The sequence below is a fragment of the Saccharopolyspora hattusasensis genome (genome assembly GCF_050972075.1).
Classification (GTDB): domain Bacteria; phylum Actinomycetota; class Actinomycetes; order Mycobacteriales; family Pseudonocardiaceae; genus Saccharopolyspora; species Saccharopolyspora hattusasensis.
The window spans coordinates 417,083-438,898 of the sequence record NZ_JBPCDC010000001.1 but is presented as its reverse complement, the minus strand read 5'-3'; the positions used below and the strand labels follow the sequence as shown (position 1 = coordinate 438,898).

General features: G+C 67.2%; 17 protein-coding genes and 2 pseudogenes. 14 read left to right on the top strand and 5 right to left on the bottom strand.

Annotated elements, in window-relative coordinates; translation table 11 throughout:
- Nucleotides 1-45 precede the first annotated feature (45 nt).
- Nucleotides 46-375 carry a hypothetical protein gene (locus ACRXBZ_RS02200; protein ID WP_433877534.1) on the bottom strand — a complete coding sequence of 110 codons (330 nt, stop codon included), beginning with the start codon at nt 373-375 and terminating at the stop codon, nt 46-48.
- Complete coding sequence (locus tag ACRXBZ_RS02195) at nt 372-1,388, bottom strand: MurR/RpiR family transcriptional regulator (RefSeq protein WP_433877533.1); 1,017 nt, start codon at nt 1,386-1,388, stop codon at nt 372-374. Before ACRXBZ_RS02195 ends, ACRXBZ_RS02200 begins: the two co-directional genes overlap by 4 nt.
- Between ACRXBZ_RS02195 and ACRXBZ_RS02190 the strand changes: the two genes are divergently transcribed.
- From ACRXBZ_RS02190 to ACRXBZ_RS02160, 7 genes are read left to right on the top strand one after another with little or no spacing between them, the layout of a single operon-like run.
- Nucleotides 1,381-2,718, top strand: a complete 1,338-nt coding sequence (locus ACRXBZ_RS02190) for an alkaline phosphatase family protein (RefSeq protein WP_433877532.1) — start codon at nt 1,381-1,383, stop codon at nt 2,716-2,718. The genes ACRXBZ_RS02195 and ACRXBZ_RS02190 overlap by 8 nt on opposite strands.
- Complete coding sequence (locus tag ACRXBZ_RS02185; protein WP_433877531.1) at nt 2,715-3,854, top strand: pyridoxal phosphate-dependent aminotransferase; 1,140 nt, start codon at nt 2,715-2,717, stop codon at nt 3,852-3,854. Before ACRXBZ_RS02190 ends, ACRXBZ_RS02185 begins: the two co-directional genes overlap by 4 nt.
- Nucleotides 3,854-4,816, top strand: a complete 963-nt coding sequence (locus tag ACRXBZ_RS02180; RefSeq protein WP_433877530.1) for a carbohydrate ABC transporter permease — start codon at nt 3,854-3,856, stop codon at nt 4,814-4,816. The genes ACRXBZ_RS02185 and ACRXBZ_RS02180 overlap by 1 nt, the downstream gene beginning before the upstream one ends.
- Nucleotides 4,813-5,631 (top strand): carbohydrate ABC transporter permease, encoded by an 819-nt coding sequence (locus tag ACRXBZ_RS02175; protein ID WP_433877529.1) that lies wholly within the window; start codon nt 4,813-4,815, stop codon nt 5,629-5,631. Before ACRXBZ_RS02180 ends, ACRXBZ_RS02175 begins: the two co-directional genes overlap by 4 nt.
- 33 nt (nt 5,632-5,664) lie before the next feature.
- A complete protein-coding gene (locus ACRXBZ_RS02170; protein WP_433877528.1) occupies nt 5,665-6,957 on the top strand; it encodes an ABC transporter substrate-binding protein in 1,293 nt (430 codons plus the stop codon).
- A complete protein-coding gene (locus tag ACRXBZ_RS02165; protein WP_433877527.1) occupies nt 6,954-8,090 on the top strand; it encodes an ABC transporter ATP-binding protein in 1,137 nt (378 codons plus the stop codon). The genes ACRXBZ_RS02170 and ACRXBZ_RS02165 overlap by 4 nt, the downstream gene beginning before the upstream one ends.
- A complete protein-coding gene (locus ACRXBZ_RS02160; protein WP_433877526.1) occupies nt 8,087-9,187 on the top strand; it encodes an NAD(P)/FAD-dependent oxidoreductase in 1,101 nt (366 codons plus the stop codon). The genes ACRXBZ_RS02165 and ACRXBZ_RS02160 overlap by 4 nt, the downstream gene beginning before the upstream one ends.
- A gap of 116 nt (nt 9,188-9,303) precedes the next feature.
- Here the strand turns inward: ACRXBZ_RS02160 and ACRXBZ_RS02155 are convergent, their stop codons facing one another.
- Both ACRXBZ_RS02155 and ACRXBZ_RS02150 read right to left on the bottom strand, forming a co-directional pair.
- The gene (locus ACRXBZ_RS02155) at nt 9,304-9,426 is read right to left on the bottom strand and encodes a hypothetical protein (protein WP_433877525.1); all 123 of its coding nucleotides are present in this window, start codon (nt 9,424-9,426) and stop codon (nt 9,304-9,306) included.
- Nucleotides 9,427-9,563: 137 nt separating this feature from the next.
- Nucleotides 9,564-10,469, bottom strand: coding sequence for an RNA-guided endonuclease InsQ/TnpB family protein (locus tag ACRXBZ_RS02150; protein WP_433877524.1), 906 nt, complete (start codon nt 10,467-10,469; stop codon nt 9,564-9,566).
- A gap of 212 nt (nt 10,470-10,681) precedes the next feature.
- On the opposite strand from ACRXBZ_RS02150, the pseudogene ACRXBZ_RS02145 reads away from it, so the two are divergent.
- The 3 genes and pseudogenes from ACRXBZ_RS02145 to ACRXBZ_RS02135 form a co-directional block, all read left to right on the top strand.
- A pseudogene (locus ACRXBZ_RS02145) lies at nt 10,682-12,006 on the top strand (alkaline phosphatase D family protein); the annotation flags it as partial.
- Nucleotides 12,007-12,024: 18 nt separating this feature from the next.
- Complete coding sequence (locus ACRXBZ_RS02140) at nt 12,025-12,894, top strand: carboxypeptidase-like regulatory domain-containing protein (protein WP_433883779.1); 870 nt, start codon at nt 12,025-12,027, stop codon at nt 12,892-12,894.
- Nucleotides 12,895-13,533: 639 nt separating this feature from the next.
- A complete protein-coding gene (locus ACRXBZ_RS02135; RefSeq protein WP_433877523.1) occupies nt 13,534-14,820 on the top strand; it encodes a hypothetical protein in 1,287 nt (428 codons plus the stop codon).
- Between the two features lie 488 nt (nt 14,821-15,308).
- Here ACRXBZ_RS02135 and ACRXBZ_RS02130 read toward each other — a convergent pair whose 3' ends face one another.
- Nucleotides 15,309-16,226 (bottom strand): LysR family transcriptional regulator, encoded by a 918-nt coding sequence (locus ACRXBZ_RS02130; protein WP_433877522.1) that lies wholly within the window; start codon nt 16,224-16,226, stop codon nt 15,309-15,311.
- Nucleotides 16,227-16,399: 173 nt separating this feature from the next.
- On the opposite strand from ACRXBZ_RS02130, the gene ACRXBZ_RS02125 reads away from it, so the two are divergent.
- The 4 genes and pseudogenes from ACRXBZ_RS02125 to ACRXBZ_RS02110 all read left to right on the top strand — a co-directional run.
- Complete coding sequence (locus ACRXBZ_RS02125) at nt 16,400-17,203, top strand: enoyl-CoA hydratase/isomerase family protein (RefSeq protein ID WP_433877521.1); 804 nt, start codon at nt 16,400-16,402, stop codon at nt 17,201-17,203.
- Between the two features lie 34 nt (nt 17,204-17,237).
- Nucleotides 17,238-18,851 (top strand): acetate--CoA ligase, encoded by a 1,614-nt coding sequence (locus ACRXBZ_RS02120; RefSeq protein ID WP_433877520.1) that lies wholly within the window; start codon nt 17,238-17,240, stop codon nt 18,849-18,851.
- 122 nt (nt 18,852-18,973) lie between these two features.
- Nucleotides 18,974-20,299, top strand: a complete 1,326-nt coding sequence (locus ACRXBZ_RS02115; protein ID WP_433877519.1) for an MFS transporter — start codon at nt 18,974-18,976, stop codon at nt 20,297-20,299.
- Between the two features lie 580 nt (nt 20,300-20,879).
- Nucleotides 20,880-21,215 (top strand): annotated as a pseudogene (locus ACRXBZ_RS02110) (IS21 family transposase); the annotation flags it as partial.
- Nucleotides 21,216-21,816 lie beyond the last annotated feature (601 nt).

Sequence of the window (21,816 nt, the reverse complement as noted above, 5' to 3'; positions counted from 1 at the left end):
CGGTCGTTGTTGCGGGAGGCGCTAGTGAGGCGACTCGCCGCGCGGCTAGGGCCTGTTCATTTCGACATGGCTGCTGACGAACCCCGCCAGACGAGGCGAGATTCCTGCCTCGTCTGCCGTGGCGTGCGACAGGGCGGGGTGTGCTTGACCGAGCGACTGTGGTCGACCTGCCCGTACGTCGTGCCCGCCGCTTCTCACCAGTTCGGACGAGTCGGCACTGGTGTCGGCGGTTTCCGCGGCGATGGCCGCGGATCTGTCGGCCGTCTGGCCGGCGGTGACGGTCTGAACCGCAGCGCGCACGGCCGCTTCGACGATCCCGTCCTCCCGTGCCGTGGTTCCTGCGAGGTCGAGGACGGCGACGCTGATGCGGGTCATCGGGTGACCTCTCGCTCGGAGATGATCGCGTCATCGCGCAGAAGTGCTTCGTCGGTGCGATCGGGGTCTCGCATGGCCAATGCGACGGTGGCGGCATCGACGACGGCGAGGTGTGCGAGTCGGCTTGACCCGGCGTCCGGGCGGAGTGCGGGTTCGGGGGAGGCGACGACGATTTCGATGTCGGTGAGTTCGCCGATCGGGGTGCCGCGATAGCTGGTAATGAGGATTGTCTTCGCGCCGGCGGCACGCGCGTGACGGAAGGCGGCGTGGGTCTCGAACGAGCGGCCGGTGTGCGAGATGCCGAATGCGACCGCGGTGTTGGAAAGATGCGAGGCCGAGGTGGCCTGCATGTGCGGGTCGGTGGCGATGCTGGTGGGCACGCCGAGCCGCAGGAGCCGATAGTAGAGGTCTAGGGCGACGGGGATGGAGCTGCCTACTGCGAAGCATTCGACGCGCGAGGCGGCGGCGATGGCGTCCACGGCGGCGGCGAGGGCGTCGGTGTCGACGGTCGCGAGCGTGTCAGTGATGACAGCCATCCCCGAGCGCAGCACTTTGTCGGTGATTGTTGCCACGTCGTCGTCGGGGGATACCGGCGAGGCGGTGTCCCCGGTTGTGACGAGCGCGCGCGTGGCAAGTTCGATGCGCAAACCGCGGAATCCGTCGTATCCGATGGACTGGCAGAACCGCACCACTGTCGCTTCGCTCACGCCTGCTCTCTCGGCGAAAGCTTTGAGGGGAAGCCGGAGCAGTTCGTGCGGTGCCGCTTCGAGCGCATCCGCGACGCGGCGCTCGGCACCCGACAGGGACGGGTAAGTGCTCCTGCTCCTGGTGAGCATCTGCCTGATTGGATCCATCGTCGACGCGGTGTCCTGCGGACGTGGCATGCGTTCCTCGCTTCTCTGCGCACCTAACTCTTGTTTGGAGTTAACTTTCAGTTCAAGCTCCTCCGCTAGAAAGTCTACTCGTTCGGCTTTTCGCGGGCCACGGAGAGGAAAGCGGTGCACAGTGAACATCGAGAATCGCGCGTTTGACCGCGAAGCGACCAGGCCGCTCGTCGTGTTGCTGGTCGTCGACGGTCTGCGCGCTGTCGACCTCACCGAGTCCGCGCTTCCGAGGCTTTTCGAGCTCGTCGAAGACGGGGTGCGCTGCGTTTCGGCGTCAACTGTGGTCCCGTCGGTGACCCGCGCCGCCGCGGCTTCACTCGTCACCGGTCGCCTTCCGCGTCACACTGGCGTGCTTGGCAACCGCATCTGGACACCCGGCGGTCTCGTCGACACGGCGTCGGTGTGCGAGCTCCTCGCGATGCGGTCGGCACGTGGTCGGGTCGTCGAAGCGCGCACGCTCGGTGAGATCCTCGCTGCCGAAGGCAGACGCTTGATGGTGGTGGGGTCCGGTAGCCCCGGGTGCGCGTACCTGCTGCATTCCGAAGTGGACTCCGTTGGAGGCGCCCTGGTGATGGCTGCGTTTGATCCGGTCGTCGGGCCGGTGCTCCCCGTTGACCTACGCGACGAGGTGCGCCGCTGGCACGGTCCGCCTCCCGCAAGGGGAGCGGATTCCAGAGAGATCCTCGCCTGGGGCGTCGATGTCGCCTCGGGTGCGTTTTTCGATGGGGTCGACCCGGACGTGCTCTTGTTCTGGTGCGGTGAGCCCGACGAGGTACGGCACGCACACGGCGTCGATGCTGCCCCCGTTCGGGACGTGCTCGCTCGCATCGACGAGGAGCTCGGCAGACTGGTTTCCGTCTTGCGCGGCAAAGGGCGACCGGTCAATGTGATCGTGACTTCCGATCACGGCATGGTGGATCTCCCTCCAGGGGCTGTTCTCGGCGCGGAGCTGTTCGCAGACCTCCCGGAGCACCTAGCGGAGCGTGCAACGATCTGCATCAACGCTGCCGCCGCTGCGATCCACCTGCCGGCCGAAACCCCGTCAGCGGTCCATCGCGAGCTCGCATTGTGGTGCCGCGGGCAGGCCTGGGCGGACACCGTCTTCATGAGCGAACCCGACCTCGTGCCCGGAGTGCTCCCGATGAAGCAGGCTGGATGCGATCATCCGCATCTTGGTCCCGCGGTCCTCGTGACCGCCGATCCTCGCGCCCTGCCTGTGAGCACCAGCGGGCAACGCGCGGCCACTCACGGAACCCTCCTGCACGAGGACATCCGCATCCCGTTGGTCATGCAAGGACCCGCCTTCGCTCGTTCTCTCGTCGTCGACCGGCCAGTCACCGTCACAGACATCCTTCCCACTCTGCTGCACGTGCTCGGTGTCCCAGCACCTGGCCGGCTTGACGGCATCCCCATCACCGAGGCCATCACCGGCCACCTGACTGAAAGCGCTACCTCGTGAACACTCCTCGCATCACAACCTCACCCACCGGCGGCCTGCGTGAGCTAGCCCGCTCACTGCAAGCTGAGGGCCGCGACATCGTGAACCTCACCGCAGGGGAGCTCGCCACGCCGACCCCGCCCCACATCGTCGAGGCAGCGGTCAAGGCGGCGCACGACCCGGCACGACACGGATACGGCAGCGCGGCCGGCGACCCCGAGTGCCGGGACGCCGTCGCAGGCTGGGCCGGACGCAGTCTTGGCATTGAGGTCGACCGCTCCCATGTGGCCGTCACGAATGGCGCGAAACAGGCGCTCCACAACGCCTTGCGCAGCCTTGTCGGCCACGGCGATGAGGTCATCGTCCCCGCCCCTTACTGGGTCACTTTCCCCGAGGCGGTGCGATTGGCCGGCGCCGTCGCCGTCCCGGCGCACCCGCGCTCAGGAGGCGGCCTTCCTGACGTCGCGGACCTGGACGCGGTGTGCAGCGCGGTCACTCGCGCCGTGATCATTTGCTCCCCGCACAACCCGACGGGACTCGTCCACGACGAATCGCAGCTTGAGGAGATCGCGCAGTGGGCCGCCGAACACGGTATTTGGATCGTCTCGGACGACACCTACCGGGATCTGTCCTTCGTCCAGGCGCGCTCCACGCCCGAGATCGCGAGGAATGCCGGATGCGAGGTGGTGTCGTTGGGCAGCACGAGCAAGAGCCACGCCATGACCGGATGGCGCACGGGCTGGCTCATCGCACCGGCGGAGGTCGTCGCGACGGCGACAGCGATCCAATCCCACACCAGCTCGAATGTGTGCCGCGTGTCCCAGGCGGCGGCGCTGGCCGCGCTGACCGGCCCTGACGTCGCGGCGCAGACCCGCCGCCAACTGAAGGAACTCCGCGACGAGCTCCTCGGTGTCTTCGAAGACGCCCACATCCCGGTCCAGACACCGCAGGGAGCGTTCTACCTCTTCCCAGCAGTGCCCAGCAACGACCGTGACGACGTCGGATTGGTGGTGAGGTTGCTCGAAGACGCAGGTGTCGCAGTGGTGCCGGGGTCGGCGTTCGGTGTAGCCGGCCATGTCCGTGTGAGCTACGCGGGCGCGCGGGAGGCCGTCGTCGACGGTGTGCGACGCCTCACCACGGCGCTGAGGGCCAGCTGATGAGCGCCGCGCTCCCAGGCGGAGCGATCGGCGTCGACGAGGCGAGAGCACGGTTGCGCCCGGTCGAGTTTCCCGTACCGCGGCTGCGTTTGCCGGGCCGGCTGGAGCCGTTTGTGCTGATCAGTCCAGCGATCGCGTTCCTGCTTCTGTTCGTTGTCGTACCCGCTGTCCTCGCGTTCGCGATCGCACTGTTCCACTGGAGCCCGCTGTCCGGCAGGAGCACGTTCGTCGGTCTCGACAACTACACCCGTGTCCTGACCAGTCCCACCTTGCTCAACGCATTGGGCAACACGCTGCTGTACGCGGTGATGACCGTCCCCACCTCGGTGGCCGGCGGACTTCTGGTCGCCGTCGGCATCAACGCGCTCTCCCGCGGCCGGGTGTTCTGGCGGGCGGTGTACTTCCTGCCGATGGCGGCCGTCCTGGTCGCTATGGCGGCCGCGTGGCGCTGGATTTTCTACCCGGAGTCCGGACTGTTCGATCAGACCCTCGGGGCCGTCCTCGGACGCACCGGGTGGCTCAGCTCCGCAGACCTTTCGCTCCTGGGGCTTGCGATCGTCGGCAACTGGCACAACATCGGGTACGTCGCGGTTATTTTCCTCGCCGGCCTCACCGGGGTGCGCAGGGACCTCCACGAGGCCGCAGTGCTGGACGGTGCGGGCGCGTGGCAACGCTTCTGGCACGTCACCTGGCCAGCGATCTCCCCGGCAACGGTGTTCGCGATCGTCATATCGACTACTTCGGCGTTGCGCATGTTCGAGACCGCCCAGGTGATGACTCGCGGTGGCCCGGGCGAGAGCACGTCGACGCTCGCGTACCTGCTCTGGCAGCAGGGCATCCGCAATGTCGACTTTGGATCGGCCGCGGTCACCACGGTTGTCCTCTTCCTCCTGTGCCTCCTCGTCACGGCATGGCAGATGCGCAGCTTCGGAACACGTCTCGAGAAAGCAGGGTCGCGATGAGACCGCAGCACTGGGCCGCACAGGCCGGTATTCATTTTGCCCTCGCAACCGGCGCTGTCGCGATCCTGACGCCTTTCCTGTGGATGGTCGTGAGCGCGTTCACGCCGCAGACGCAGATCTTCCGTGACGGGGTGCTGCCCGATGCGTTCACCCTCGCGAACTTCGCGGAGGTGTTCGATGAGGTGCCGATGCTGCGCTATTATCTCAACAGCTTCGTCGTGGCCACCACGATCTTCGTCCTTCAGGTGATCGTGTGTCTGCCGGCCGCGTACGCGCTCGCCAGACTGCGATTCCGCGGACAGACTCTGAGCCTGTGGGTCGTGTTTGCGTGCCTTATGGTCCCGACTCAAGTAGCTGCAATTCCCATCTACCTCATTTTCAGCAAGGTCGGGATCCTCAACACGTTCCCCAGCCTTGTCCTGCCGTTCGTCAGCTCCGCGTTCGGGATATTCTTGCTCCGCCAGTTCATCCTCACCATCCCCCAGTCGGTGTTCGACGCGGCGCGACTCGACGGTGCACGAGGGTGGTCCACCCTCATCCGTGTGGTTTTCCCACTCGTCAAGCCGGCACTCGTTTCCTTCGGCGTGTTCAGCTTCGTATCGCACTGGAACGACTACTTCTGGCCGTCCATCGTGCTCCGCAGCACCGACTACGCGACCGTCCCGTTCGGCATCGTGCGCTTCGTCAGCTTCGAATCGGGGACCAGCTACGGCGCGCAGATGGCCGCCGCCCTCCTGGCGATCGTGCCGCTGCTACTCGGGTTCCTTCTCGCCCAACGCCAGTTCATCGCCGGCTTCAGCCTCATTTCCGACTGACGCTTCCCCCACTCACACTAAAAGGAACACACCATGAAAAAGTACCCGCTCCGACGACGAACATTCGTACTCGCCACAGCCGTCACCATCTCGCTGCTCGCTGGCTGCGCGACGGAGAACCCCACCGCGCGGACCCCGAACACCGCGGGGGAGACAGTGAATCTCGTGTACGCGTACGACGGGCTGTTCACCGCGCCGTTCGGGCAGATCGCAAGCGACCTTCAGTCGCGCACCGGCATGAGCGTCGAACTCCAACTCGCGGGCAACTCCTACGAGGACAGCCTCGCCCGACTGCAGAACGATCTGACCGCCGGCAACCCCCCGGACATCACGATGGTCGGCCTCAACCAGGTCCGGATGCTGGTCGACGCCGGTGCCGCTGTCCCGGTCGGCAAGTTCATCGACTCCGACGACGAGTTCGACCTCGGCCAATACAGCCAGAACATGCTCGATCTGACCACGTTCGACGGCGAACTGTACGGGATGCCGAACGCCGTCTCGACGTTGGTGATGTACTACAACGCCGACCTGTTCACCAAGGCCGGGCTCGACCCGGACTCGCCTCCGCAGACCTGGGAGGACGTGGAGAAGGCCGCTCGTGCGATCGTCGATTCCGGTGCAGCCACGTACGGTCACTGGTCCGACTTCGAGAGCGTGTGGTCGTTTGAGAACTTCCTCCGCTCCAACGGCGGATCGATGATGGACGCGACCGAGAAGGACATCACCTTCAATGACACCGCCGGCGTCGAGGTCCTGGAGTACTGGCGCCGCATGGTCGAGTCCGGCCTGATGCCAGCGTTCGGTACCGACGACGGCCGTGAGGCCTTCTTCCGCGGGGACGTTGCGATGACAGTCGATTCCAGCGCCCAGGTGGCCAACTACGAGCGCACCGCTGGGTTCGACCTGCGAACCGCCATGCTGCCCATTCCCGCCGACGGCCAACGCCAGGCACCAGGCGCCGGCAACGCTCTCGTCATCACCGCCACCGACCCGGAACGGCAGCAGCTCGCGTGGGAAGCGCTCAAAGCATTCGTCAGCCCAGCAGGGTCGACGACCACAACGAAGGCCACCGGCTATCTCCCCGTCAACGCCTATGCCGCCCAGAGCAATGAGTACCTCGCCGAGTTCCTGAGCAGCGACCCCACCCGCGACGCCGTGCGGAAGCAGGGTGCGTCGCTCGTGCGCTGGTTCAGCTGGCCAGGGGAACGGGGACCCGCGATCGCCAAGGAACTCCAGAACGCGATCTACCGGGCCGTCTCCGGTGAGCAGCGACCCCAGGACGCCCTCAACCAGGCAGCCCGCGCCGCCTCGGAGCTGCTGCCGTGACCACGCCAACCGACCTCACCGAGAAGGCGCAGTCTGTGGCCGACACCCACCCGGCCCACCCCGAGCCCGCCGGCGTCAGCATCCACGGACTCAGCAAGCGGTACCACGCTGGCGCTGTCGCTCTCGACCACATCGACCTCGACTGCCCCGCCGGAGAGATCACTGTTCTCGTCGGCCCTTCCGGCTGCGGGAAGACGACCCTGCTGCGCAGCATCGCCGGACTGGAACAGCCGACGAACGGCTCGATCCGGATCGGCGGACACGACGTCACCCACACCGAACCGCAGCGACGCGGCGTGGCGATGGTCTTCCAGAACTACGCCCTCTACCCCGACAAAACCGCCCGCGAGAACATCGCCTTCCCGCTCCGCATGGCGCGGGTCACCAAAGCGGAGAGGAACAACCGGATCGACGCCGTCGCGCAGCTCCTGCGTCTAGAGGGGCTCCTCGACCGGAAGCCCGCCGAGCTCTCCGGCGGCCAACGCCAGCGGGTCGGCATCGGTCGCGCCCTGGTTCGCGGGCCCAGCGTGCTGCTGATGGACGAACCACTGAGCAACCTCGACGCCCAACTCCGCGTGGAAATGCGCGCAGAACTGCTCGCACTGCAACGCGACCTGGGAACCACCATGGTCTACGTCACCCACGACCAAGTGGAGGCATTGACCCTCGGCAGCACGGTCGTCGTCATGAACGGCGGGAAAATCTCCCAGGCAGGCATCCCCGAACAGGTGTACACCCGCCCCGAGAACGCCTTCGTCGCCGGATTTCTCGGCGGGATGAACCTCATCGACGGCCACGTCGACACCCGCCACCTCATTTCCGGCGAGGCCAGGATCTCGTTGCCCAGACACCTGCACAGCTTCCACGGGCGACGAATCACCCTCGGGATCCGCCCGGAGTCGCTCTCCCGCGGTCGCGCAAGCGACGACGAACTCGGCGCAACTGGCCCGGTCGTGCTCACCGAGCTACTCGGCAGCGACCGCATGATCCACATCGGCGGATATTCCACCGCCCTGCGAATGCGCGAAGAACACCACACGCCTGTCGGCGACTCCGTCGCCGTTCGCGCCGACGCCGCAGACATCCACGTCTTCCTTCCCGATCGCGACGGGGAAAGAGCACAACTCCCATGACCATCACAAGCGTCCCCGAGCACATCACGGTCCTCGGTGCCGGAATCCTCGGCGCCGCTGCGGCCCACCACCTCTCCCGACGCGGAGCACGAGTCACCGTCGTCGACGCCCAGGCCCCAGGCTATCGATCGACGACGGCTTCCTTCGCCTGCGTGAACGGCAGCGCAAAGATTGAACCAGCCCTCGCCGCTCTCAACGACCGCGGCGTCGCCGAGTACCACGACATCTCCGCCGCACTCGGAGACGCGGCCGTTCGATTCACCGGCCAGCACTTCGTGGCCACGGACCCGGATTCGCTGCGCGTGGCCGAACAACGCGTGAACGCCGCACGCGCCCGCGGCTACGGTGGCGAGCTCGTCTCCGGCGCCGCCTTCCGCGAACGCGAGCCGCGACTGCGCCTCGACACCGCCGCTCTCGCGGTGGCGTGGTTCCACGCCGACGGATGGGCGGACCCGGACGCGATCCGGAGGCACTTTCTCACCGGCTTGCAGGTACAGCGCCGCCGAGCCACCTCCATCACACCCACCACATCAGGGCGCGTCCGTATCGACTTCGACGACGGAGACTCGGTCGACACAGATCGCGTCGTCAACGCGACCGGCACCGGCGTGGCCGACATCCGTATCCCGGCAGCCCGTGCCGCGCGAGGTTCCGCCTCGTCAGGTTTCGTCGTATCGGTGGACACCCCGGTCGACCTCGTCTCTACTGTGATCCGGACCCCACGCCTCGGCATCCGCCCCGACGGCCCCAACCGGGCCCTTCTGCACAGCCACGACGCGGACCACATGATCACCCGAGGCGAAGCCACCACGCACGCGGCCGCTGACATCCTCGTCGACCGGGCACGGCGCATGTTCCCGGACACTGGAGACATCGAGATACGACGCATTGCTGTCGGCCCCAGACCGACTCCGCCCGACGGAGCCCCCTCCGTAGGCGCCCGGGCCGACGTGGCCAGATATTACGAGCTATCCGCTCACAGTGGAGTCACCCTCGCGCCGCTGCTCGGACGCCTCCTCGCCAAAGAGATCCTCACTGGTACAACCGACCCGCTGCTCGCCCCCTTCCGGCCCGATCGCTTTCGGGAAGCCCTCTGATGATCTCAGCGGACACGACGTCGGCTGACGGAACCTACTGCGAGGGATGCGGGGTACCACTGACCGCTCGATTGACGTCCTCCCCATGGCTAAAGGACTCTGTTGCCTAATTTTGATCATGCGGCGAGTTCGAAGTCGAGGGCTGCGAGGTGGGAAGTTCTGGTGTTTCCCAGGGGCGTGCCGGTCCACCATGCGTCGAGTCGGACGAGGTTGATCGCGGTGGCGTTGGTGGTGGACACGTGCGTGATCACATGGACCGTGTCGGGCTCGCCAGGAGCGCGAGACGCGAACTGGCAAGGGCCACATGCAAACAGGGATGATCTTGCACCCTCAGCCGCCACCCGCCCACATAGGGTGCGAATTAGGCAACAGAGTCCTAAAGCCGGGGGATTCCAACCAGCGCTAACGCCGGTTGAGGTTCCTGCTTCACGGACCGCCTAACGGCGAGGTCTCCACAGGCTGTCCCCGCCCGTCCGGCGGCGAGAATGTTCTTCGCCGCGTTCACGTCAGCGTGCGCGGTGTGGCCGCACTGGGTACACCGAAAAACCGCTTGGCTCTCACGGCTTTCCGGGTCCACAGCACGGCACACCGCGCACGTCTGCGACGTGTACGCAGCAGGCACCTTCACGATCTCGCTGCCGCTATAGCGGGCAGCGTTACGCAGGGCCAGTTCAAGCTTGTGCCAGCCTTTGTCGAGGATGGCGCGGTTCAGGCCGGACTTTTGGGCGACGTTCCGGCCGGGTTCTTCGGCGGTTCCGCTCGCCGACCGGGTCATGTTCCGGGTACGGAGGTCTTCCAGCACGACCAGCGCGTTGCGGTCGGTGAGCTCGGCCGCGACCTGCGAGCAGAAGTCCGCTCGCCGGTCGCGTTCGCGCCGCTTCAACCGGCGCATCTTGCCGAGCGTCTTCTTACGGTTTGCGCGGCCCCGCTTCTGCCGGGAAAGCTTCTGCTGCAACCTGCGGTAACGCTCATCCTCGCCAGACGAGACGAAAACGCGGTCAATGAGCTTGCCGTCACTGGTAGCTACCGCTGCCGCGACTCCACGGTCGACACCGACGCCGCTGTGGGGTGCGGCGTGCCGTTCTGGGGTGGTGGCGCCGTCGTCAACGAGGAACGACACGAACCAGTCCCGGCCGTCGCGGGACACTGTCGCGGACCGCACGGCACCGCCGAGCCGGCGGGTCATGCGGAACCGCACCCACCCCAGCTTCGGGAGCTTCGCCCGTCCCCACCGCTTGTTCAGCCGCTCGACCCCGATGAGCTTGCCCATCGGGAACCGCAACGACGGGTTCCAACGCTGCTTACCGCGCCACTTAATTTTGGTTGGCGCGAGTTCGACGACAGCACGGAGTTTGCGACATGGAGGCTACTCCGCGGGTTCACTGCCGCTTCAGCTGTTGGCCAGCAAGACGATCAAGGCTGTCCTGGTCGGATCATGGCTCGAAGCGCGCGGAGTGAAACGTGGTTCCTTTCTCCATCAACAGAAGGCGTTTCATGGCGTTGGCGGGAGGAACGCTCGGTGCGGTGACCGCAGGCCAACTCGTCGACGGCGCACCGTCAGCGCAGGCAGCCGATCTGGACCCCGCTCCGTTTACGCTCGGCGTGGCCTCGGGCGAGCCGAATCACGACAGCGTCGTGCTCTGGACGAGGTTGGCGCCTGATCCGTTGAACGCCGAAACCGGTGGTATGCCAGCGGAACAGGTACCGGTTCATTGGGAAATCGCGGCCGACGAAAACTTCCGCCAAGTCCTGCAATCCGGCACGGCGACCGCTAGCCCGCAGTCGGCTCACACGGTGCACGTCCTGGTGCGCGATCTCGCTCCGGGCCGCTGGTACTGGTACCGCTTTCAGGCCGACGGGACCTCCAGCCGGATCGGCCGCACGCGCACCATGCCGCCGCTCGGCGCCCCGGTCGACCGGATGCGGTTCGCGTTCGTCTCCTGCCAGTCGTGGGTGGGCGGGCCCTACCCCGCCTACCGCGATCTCGCCGACCAGGACGTCGACTTCGTGATCCACCTCGGCGACTACATCTACGAGACCACGAACGGCAGCCTGACCGAGTTCCGCGGGCTGCACGCGCGGTACAAGACCTCGCCGGACCTGCGTGCCGCGCACGCGCGTTTCCCGTTCATCCTCACCTGGGATGACCACGAAGTGCAGAACAACTACGCCGGTGCGGTCGCCGGAGGGGCCGGCGACGGACGGCCGTTCCTCGAACGGCGCGCCAACGGCTACCAGGCGTACTACGAGCATCTGCCGATGCGGCCGGAACAACAGCCCCATGGGCCGGAGGCGTTGATGTACCGGCGAATCCGCTTAGGCGCCTCGCCGAGTTCAGCGTCCTGGACACCCGCCAGTACCGCTCGGACCAGGCACTCGGCGACGGACGCAAGGCGCCGGGCGGCGAGGTGTACGACCCCGCCCGCACGATGACCGGACCCGCGCAGGAACAGTGGCTGCTGCAGGGACTGAGCGAGTCCGCAGCCAAGTGGAACGTGATCGCGCAGCAGACGATCATGGCCGCCTTCGACTACGACCTCGGTCCGGGACAGATCGTCAACCTCGACCAGTGGGACGGTTACCCAGCGGCCCGCTCCCGCATCCTCGACTTCATCGACCAACACCGGCCGTCCAACCCGGTCGTGCTCAGCGGCGACTGGCACACGCACTGGGTCAACGACCTCAAGACCGACTTCACCGACCTGGCTTCGGAGACCATCGCCACCGAGTTCGTCGGTACCTCGATCTCTTCCGGAGCGGGCTGGGACGCCGACGTCAGGCAGGGTCTGGCAGCCAATCCGCACGTCAAGTTCTACAACGGCAGCTATCGGGGCTACGTGCTGTGCGTCGTCACTGCGCAGCGCTGGCGCAGCGACCTGCGGATCGTGCTCAACGCGAGGGATGCGGCCTCTCCTGCGTACACGATCGCCGCATTCGAAGTGCGCGACGGCATCCCGGGCGCCCAACGGATCGACGCGGGCGACGGTCTCGTCGGCAAGGTCACCGACGTTTCCACCGGCGCCGCGCTGCCGAACGTCGAAGTGGCGATCATCGGCGCCGATGGCAACCGGGTGACGGCGAGCACCACCGATCCTTCCGGCGAATACATCGTTTTCGTCCCGCCCGGCACATACACCGTCGCCGCCAACGGTGTGGGCTACAACCGCGCCAGCAGCGTGACGACGGTCGAATCGGGGAAACCGACTCGGGTTGACCTCCGCTTGTCGCGAGCGGTCGCGCACGCCAGCACTGGTCGCACCGTGCCCGGACCGCAATCGCAGGCCACGACGTCTGACATCGTCATCGGCAACGACCTGATGGCGCTGGCGGTGTCGGCGGGGAGCAATGACGGCCAGTTGCCCGGTGCCACCGTCGGCAAACCGCTCGACCTGGCCGCGGTGGGGCACCTCGACCAGCTCGACTGGCTCAACCTCTCGTACGCCTCGACCGCGCAGCCCCGCGGCGCCAATGCGTGGCAGCAGCTCACGGTCAAGTACACCTCGGTCGAGGTCGTGGCGACCACCGACTCGTCGGCCGTCGTCCGCGCCGCCGGAGCCAGCACCGACTTCCCCGACGTGGAAGTGGTCACCACCTACCGCATCGACAACGGCCAGCCGTGGGTCGCCGCGGGGCTCCTGCACCCGCATCCGTCCATTCATGATCACCAGCGGAGCCGGGGTCGGCGTAACAGTGCGCACTCCAACTAACACCGACCGGTGATCTCCAACCAAACTGAACGATATTCCCGTGTCCACAGTGAACCTCCGAACTCGCGGCTTGCACTCTCGTTCGTTCCACGCAGCACCGTGTCGGGCCGCCGTTGCTGGGTGCCCCCCGCGCGGAGAGCCGGTTGTGGGTATTCCCAACCACGACAACGCGAGTTCGGGTGTGGCTGTCGCGCGCCGGGGCTTGGACCGGGCGGCGGGCGCTTGGGTCGGTTTCGAAAGTCATGGGAGCCACTCGTTGATCCCTGCGATGGTGACGGTGGCTCGTAGCGGACGGCAAGCTTGTCGTATCTGGTGGCCACGGATCGGTTCCGTTTGATGCGGTTGATCCCGCACTCGACAGCGTGTCGCTGCTTGTGACGGTGTCCCGAGACATGACGTCGCTGCGTCGCGCAGCGTTGCTATCTAGTTTTGCCTCCGCTGCCTGAGCAGTGGCCTGTTCATGTGCGGCGATGGCCTGCTGTGTTTCCGCTGTCGGCGACGAGATCACGCAACCCGAAGTCGCCGGCCAGCCAGCGCAGTGGGGCGCGGGGACTCTCTGCTGTGGTGTCCTTCGGCGCGAGAGTGCTCAGATCGCGCTCGATACGCTATCGGCAGGTCTGTTTGGGCAAGGGTGGTGTGGTGGTGGTTTCCGACGGAGCTGAATCAGCGGCCGAAAAGTCGCCTGTTCCCGAGCCGGCCGAGGTGGCGGCCGAGGACGTTGCCTGGCGTCCGCGCTGGTGGTTCCTTGGGGTCTTCGCTGTACTCGCCGCGATCCACCTCGCTGGTGGCTGGACATCGACGACCGCGATCGGTTTGCCTCTGGGCTTCGCCTGCACGCTGGTCCTGGTGTTCGTCCGGCGGCTGCCGCCCTGGCTGACCGGTGGGTGGTCATCGCGACCGTGGTCGTCGCGCTCCGGCATACGGGCCCGCCGCAACAGGCTGACATGTGTGCTGCTGTTCGCCTGGTTGCCGGCGGCGGCGATCGTGGCCGGCATAGCCGAACATCCCCCGCATGGTGTCGACATCCTCTATGCCGTTTTCGTGCTGGGCTGTGGTCTGAGCCTGCTGGTGTTCGTGCTGGTTCGATGGGCGCGCACCCTCCGCGCTCTCCGCCTTCTCGCCGGTCCGCGGACACCATTGCCGGCCCGCATCGACCAACAAGAGCTCGCCGATGGCGACCTTCTCGTCCCGTACGTCACGGGGACCGTGATCTTCCCGGACGGCTCGCCGGGGTATTTCACGCTGCGCGACTGCCCCATTCCCCTGGTCGCGGCGATCGAGCACACCGGGCGGCTCTGGGTTACCTCTGCCCTCCCGGGCAGGGTGCTCGCCGGGTTGCCCGAGAGCGATGACTTCGCACACGCCGCGCTCGCCACCGCCCAGTCCGGCCTGTACGGCCGGGCGCCGATCTCGCGGGCGGCCTTGGGCCGGCACCTTCGCCTTCGTACGTTCGCCCTCTCGGCCGTCATGGTTCTAGGCGTAGCGCTGGAGATCACGGTGTTCGTCACCTTGGGTGGCGCGCTGCCATGGGTGCTGCTGGTGCCGCTGCTGCTCGCCGTGGTGGCCGCCGTGAACTGGCGGTCGCGCGTCGCGTACCCGGTGCGGCTGCTCGCGGCCGGCCCGTGGACAGAAGTCGCCGCCGCCGTCGTGGCACAGGACATCCGGCCCGGACGGCCGATGTCGGGCTGGGCCCAGTTCCCCGATGGAACCCGCGCCCGTTTCCGCGTCGCGAGCTGTCCACCCGACATCGCCACCGAACTCGTCAACCGACGCCACCTTTGGATCGCGGGCGAACCGCGCGAGGGCGAAGTCGCCATCGGAATTCCCGACAGCGACACTTTCGCCATCGCCGCTTTCACCGTTAAGAAGCGAGAATACCGGCGCACCCGGGCACGCCGATCCCCATCTCTGGAGACGAAAAGCTAGAAATCAGACCGGCGGAATTGCCGCCCATGTAAAGCACTGCTACCGAAGCACTTACATGGAGTGCCGACGTCCCCGGACCGTCCCGCCTGTCCAGTACGGGATCCCTTGGGGCACCAGGGCGGGACAGGTGGGAAGGCGGTGACCTGCTGTTTCAGTGAAACTCTGATCGGGGCGGCTCGGGTCGGCTGTCCCGAAACGGCCTGAAGTACCCGCAAACCGTGCAGGGCTTGGCCTTCTGGTTGGGACCGTGCCCGTTTCCAGTCACGCCCGGATCTGGGCCGTGAGTTGGGCGTCGGGGAGCGGGTGCTGTGCGTGGGGTCTTGCACGGCGCGAACACGTTGCGTGCGGCCGAGTCTCGGGTGGGGTCAACGACGGCCAGCTGTCCACCACGGGGAGCTTGAGAGACGTAGATCAGCCACCGCAGCAGGCTCGCGATCGTCTTGCCGGAGCGCGCCGCGCCCGGCCAGAGGTTCGCCTACTTGCGACGATCAGCTGACCGCGGGCGGGTCCTCTGCGTGGTGGCCGGCCGCGGCCAGGCCCGACGCGGCGGCCGCGGCCAGGGCGTCGATGGCGGCGTGCCTTCGCCGCGATACCCACACCACCGAAGTTCGCCAGGACAGCGGGGAATCCTCCAGCGGGCACCAGGTCAACCCCGCCCGAGGCTCGCCAGGGGGCGGTTCGTTGAAGTGCACTCCGCGGCTGGACAGCACGAGGCCGTGCACGAAGTGCGGGTTGCGCGCGTGCCGGATCGCGCCGGGGCGGAATCCTTCGGCGCGGCAGATCGACAGGACGTGGTCGTAGAGCATCGGCGCCATCGCGCGCGGGAAGATCACCAGCGGTTGACCATTGAGGTCCCGCAACCGCACCGGTTCCGGGCCGGCGAACGGATGCTCGGTGGGGAGCAGCACGCCGAGCGGGCGGCGGGCGACCGGGCTGGAGTCCAGGCCCGAGATGTCGCAGGGGTGGCGCACCATCGCGGCGTCCAAGGTGCCCTCCCGCAACGCCGCCAGCTGTTCGTCGGTGGTGAGCTCGTGCAGGTCGACCAGGACGTCCGGCGCGCGTTCGGCGAACTCGTGCAGCATCGTGCGCAGCGTGACGGGCATGGTGTCCGGCGGGATCCCGACGCGCACGACGCCGTTCTTCCCGGGCAGTAACCGGCGCATCGCCTCCTGCGCTGATTCGGCGCTCTCCAGCACCCGGCGCGAATGCTCCAGCAGCAGCGCACCAGCCTCGGTGAGCTGCACTTGGCGGGGGCCGCGGTCGAACAGCTGCACCCCGAGCTCCCGCTCTAGGTCGCGGATGCGCTGAGACAGCGGTGGCTGCGCCATGTGCAGCCGGGCCGCCGCACGGCCGAAGTGCAGCTCCTCGGCCAGCACTGTGAAGTAGCGCAGGTGGCGGAGTTCCATATCGCTTTGATATCACGGCCGGAGCGGAATGGTGTTGGACGCGGTGCTGCTCCGCTTGCTTGCATTCCATGCACCCGGTTCTGGAAGTCCCAGCTCCCGGCCCTGTTCCACGGAATCGTCACGCGCCTTTTTCGCATCCGGATCGCTTTTCGCGATCTCCTGGAGGTATTCCCATGAACGTTCCAGCAGCCACCGCTTCGAGCACGGAGACCGTCCTGCTGCGGCGCGAAGTGGTGCCCGGCGGCACCGTCGGCGTGGTCACGCTCAACCGGCCGGCCAAGCTGAACGCCTGGACTCACGATATGCGCACCCGGCTGGTGGAGATCTTCGCCGAGCTCGGCGCGGACGAGGCCTGCCGCGCGGTGGTGATCACCGGTGCTGGGCGGGCCTTCTGTGCTGGTCAGGACCTCGCTGAGACGGCTGCGATCGATCAGTCGGACCACGCCGCGGCGGAGGCTTGGATCGACAGCTTCGACACGTTGTTCCGGGCGGTGCGCGACATCGACAAGCCCACCGTCGCCGCGATCAACGGGGTCACGGCCGGTTCCGGGTTCCAGTTCGCACTGCTGGCCGACCTCCGGGTCGGGCATGCCGGAGTGCGCATGGGGCAGCCCGAGGCGCGGTCCGGAATTCCGAGCATCACCGGGATCTGGGCGATGTGGGACATTCTCGGCAAGGCCAAAACGATCGAGTTCACGCTCACCGCGGAGCTGGTCGACGGGGTGGAGGCCCAGCGGCTCGGCTTGCTGACTGAGCTGGTCGACGAGGACGCCGTGCTCGACAAGGCGATCGCGCTCGCTACGAAGCTCACCGAACTCCCGCCGGGCGCCGTGGGACTGACCAAGGCGCGGCTGCGCGAGATCGACGATGCTGCGCTCACCGATGCCATCGAAGCGGCGAAGAGGGTACACGCCGCCGCCTACGCCACCGGCGAACCGCAGCGCGAGATGGACCGGTTCCTGAGCAAGCGCCGCTGACCACCACCGCATGAACAGGAGTGCACCAGCCCGCATGAGCACCATCGAATCCGAACACCCAGGCGTGCCATCCGCGGAACTCGCCGCAGGCGAGCGCGCCTACCGCGAGCTGATCGCCGGTCAGCGCTGGCACGTGCCCGAGCGCTACAACATGGCCGCCGACGTCGCCGACCACCACCCGGCCGACCGGACCGCGCTGATCTTCGAGGACCACACCGGCCGACACCAGGAGGTGAGCTGGGCGGAAGTCCGCGAGCGGTCCCGGCGGGTGGCCGCGCACCTGCACGAGCTCGGAGTCCGCAAGGGCGACCGGGTGGCGGTGCTGCTGCCGCAGCGGCCGGACACCCCGGCGACCTACCTCGGGGTGCTGCGGACTGGAGCCGTGCTGGTGACCATGTCGCTGCTATGGGCGGACGAGCCGATCGCCTACCGGCTCGCCGACTCCGGCAGCACCGTCCTGCTCACCGAGCAGGCAGAGCTGGAGCGCGTCCGGCCGCTCGCCCGCGAGGCCGGGGCACGCCTGGTGAGCGTGGACGACCCGGCGATCGGGCGGCGTCCGGCGGAGTTCGCCACGGTGGACACCGCGGCCGACGATCCGGCGCTGATCTTCTACACCTCCGGCACCACGGGCGAGGCGAAGGGGATCGTACATGCGCACCGAACCCTGCTGGGACACAACGAGTTCCAGTACTGCCACGATCTCCGCCCCGGGGACGTCTTCTACGGCGCGGGCGACTGGGCGTGGTCGATGGCCAAGCTCATGGGACCGCTGTGGGTGGGCGCCGCGCACCTGGTCTACCGACCTGCGGCCGGGTTCGACCCGGACGGGCTGCTGGCCGCCATGGCTCGCAACCGGGTCACCACAGCGCTAGTGAACCCGACCCTCGTGCGCAAGATGCGCGCGGAGGTCCCCGATGCGGGGATCCGCCACCCGCAGTCGCTGCGGGTGGTGTGCTGCGCCAACGAGCCCCTCTCGGCCGACCTCATCGACTGGTTCCGCGAGCAGTTCGGCGTGACCCTGCTGGACTACTACGGCTCCACCGAGTCCTACCCGCTGGTGGGCAACTTCCCGGGCGTTCCGGTCAAACCGGGTTCCATGGGTCGCCCGCTGCCCGGCTGGGACGTAGCGCTGCTGGACGAGCAGGAGAGGCCGGTCGAACCGGGGCAGCCCGGCGAGATCTGCCTGCGCGCGGGCAGCAACCCGCAGTTCCCACTGGGTTACTGGCAGCGACCGGAGGCGTCGGAGAAGGACTTCAGCGGCGACTGGTACCACACCAAGGACCAGGCGGTGATGGATTCCGACGGCTACTACTGGTTCCTCGGGCGCACCGATGACGTCATCAAGACCTCCGGATACCGGGTCGGGCCGTACGAGGTTGAGGCGGCGCTGCGCGAACACCCGGCGGTCGCCGACGCCGGGGTGGTGGGTGTGCCGGACCCGGTCCGCGGCCAGGTGGTCAAGGCCTGGATCGAGCTCGCCGATGGGTTCGCACCGAGTCCGGAGCTGGGCGAGCAGATCATGTTCTTCGCCAAGGAGAACTACTCCCGGTTCGCCTGCCCGCGGCTGGTCGAGTTCGACCTGCGACTTCCGCGGTCGGCGACCGGGAAGATCCAGCGCGCCGAGCTGCGGCGGCGGGATCTCGCCTGAGTTGCGGTGGTGGGGCACCGGTCCACCCGATGCCCCACCGCGTGTTTTGCCAGACCCCACAGGTTTCCCTGCTACGACAGATGCCGGGCGAAGCACCGGACGCAATGGACAGGAGTTCGGAAATGCCACCGGACCAGCTCACCACCGCGCAACCACCGACGGCCGAGATGGCCAGGACGCGGCGCCGGGTCACCCTCGCCACCGCCATCGGCAACTTCGTCGAGTGGTTCGACTCCGGTGCCTACGCCGTCATGTCGGCCACCATCGCGATGTTGTTCTTCCCGCGCTTCGACCCGGCCGCAGCGCTGCTCGCGACCTGGGCGATCTTCGGCGCGGGCTTCGTCGCCCGCCCGATCGGGGCGCTTTTCTTCGGGCGCTTCGGCGACCGGGTCGGACGCAACCGCGCGCTGGCGTTGAGCGTGCTGTGCATGAGCGCCTCGACGTTGGTCATCGGGCTGCTGCCCACGTACACGACCATCGGCCTGGCCGCGCCGCTGCTCCTGCTGGTCATGCGCATGGTGCAGGGCTTCTCCACCGGTGGTGAGTACACCGGCGCCTCCTCGTTCATCATGGAGTACGCCCCGGACGGTCGACGGGCTCGCTACGCCAGCGTCGTGCCGATGACCGTCGGCGTGGCGGCAGTGGTCGGGTCCGGGGTGGGTGTACTGCTCACCGGCGTGTTGTCCGAGGACGCGCTGCAGTCCTGGGGATGGCGGATCCCGTTCCTGATCGCCGGTCCGCTCGGCGCGATCGGGCTTTACCTGCGTTCCCGGATAGCGGACACGCCGGTGTTCCGCACGCTCGAGAACGCGGAGAGCACGACGCGGACGCCGCTGCGGGACGCGTTCAAGGTGGCGCGCAAGCAGATCTTCGCGCTGTTCGCCTACAGCATCACTAACGCGGTGGGCTACTACTTTATGAGCAGCTACATGATCTCCTACATGTCGACGTCCTTGGGTTACACCAAGACCGAGGCGCTGCTGACGAACGTGCTCTCGATGCTGGCCTACACAGTGGCGTGCCCGCTGATGGCGATGGCCAGCGACCGTTTCGGCCGACGCCCGATGCTGCTGGCCGCCTGCGCCGGTTTCGTCGTGCTGACCATGCCCGCGTTCCTGCTCATGGAGACCAGCCTGCTGGGCGCCGTGATGGGCAGCTCGGTGCTGGCGGTGCTGGTGGCGACGATCGGCACCAGCAACGTCCCGGCGATGGTCGAGCTGTTTCCGGCGCACTTGCGGGCCAGCGGTTCGGCCATGGGCTACACCGCCGCCTACGTCCTGTTCGGCGGTACCGCGCCGTTCGTGGCGACCTGGCTGGTGGGCACCTCCGGTAACCCGAGCGCCCCGGCGTTCTACCTGATGGGCGGCGCAGTGCTCAGCCTCCTGGCGGTGGTCTTCCTGGTCGCCGAGACGAAGACGCTGTCCCTGTCCCGCACCACCATCCGCTGAAGACTGCCAGTCCCCTCCGGTCCGCCGGGCGGGGGACTGGCGCCTTCTGCGGACAGGCCCGAGAAGCAGCAGCGAAAGTGGTTGTAGCAGGGGAGTTTCGCTGTTCAGCTGGTGTCTCGCCGGACGCCTTTGCGGGACAGGCGATGTTACTTCGTGCGCTGCGGAAACGTTGGTTGCTCGAAGGACGGGACACATGCTGTCGTATTGACGAACGCGCTCCCACGTCAGCCCTTTCGAACGGGGCGCTGTTGGTTCAGTCGGCGCCGTGCCGCTCGGCGGATGATGACCCGTCGAACGTGAGAATCAGTCGTACGCAACTCGGTGTGGCTAGCTCCGACTCCCATCTCGCCTGGCCTGGCGCGATCACGTGGGATGCGCGGCCGCTGTCGGTGGCCGCGGGAAACTGCCCGGGTAAGGCCAGTTGAGTGCCCGGTGGCGGTCATGAGCTTTGCCCGCTGACGGTCACGAGATCTGCCCGACATGACTTGTTGTTCGACCTGTGCCTACGGGGTATGGGGTGCTTCTCCTCGGCTGAGCTTTGCGGTGACCAAACCGTTGCTCGGTTCCCGAGGAGGGACGAGTGAAGTCTGCCGAGGAGATCATGCAGATTCTAGAAGCGTTCGATTTGACCGGTTCGTATCGTGATGCGGCGGAGCTTGCCGGGTGCTCGCATCACACGGTCGCGCACTATGTGCAGGCCCATGAAGCGGGCCGGCTGACACCGGGGCGTGCCGAGCGGCGGCCGATGCTGGTGGATGAGTTCTTGCCGAAGCTGGAGGAGTGGGTAGACCGCCTGAAGGGCAAGATCCGCGCGGATGTGGCGCACGACAAGCTCGTCGGGCTGGGCTGCGCGGGCTCGAAGCACACTACGCGCCGGGCGGTGGCCGAGCCACCCGCAGCGGCCGGCCGTTATCGATGAGACGGGCCACCACCAGCCGGGCCAGCGCCAGCCCCAGGGCGTCCGGACTCCAGCGGGCATCGGCGAAAAACCGGTGTCCCCGGGCGTGATGCGACACCCCCGCCAGCCCGGCCGCGCCCCACATCCCGGTCACCGTCCGCGGGCCCGTAGCCGCCAAACCCGGTCACCAACTGCGTGAACGTGGTGAAGCTCGGCGCGGTGAACACCGACCGCACCCCCTCCAGCACACACAGTAGGGAACGAGTACGGTTCCAGCAGGAGGCATCGGCGAATCTCCCCATCAGCGGGCGGTTGTAGCACGCCGATGCTTCCGCTATCTCCGGCCCCGCCACCCCACCCGACACTAAGATCAACCGATCGTGGCACCCCCAAAACTGCGAAACCTCAGCTGTGGTTTCGGAGCGCCGGGATAAACCGGCATGGAGAAGGAGATGAGAGAGCTCTAGGAAGCGCCGGGGTAAACCGGCATGAGGAAAGGGATGAAAGCGCCCGACATCGAAGGAGTAGCGATCCACGGTGGCCCCGAGCCATGCGTCGACGACCCGTGAGGGCGTGGCGAAGCGTTGGACAGGGGTACGTGCAGGCCGGGCTATGGAGC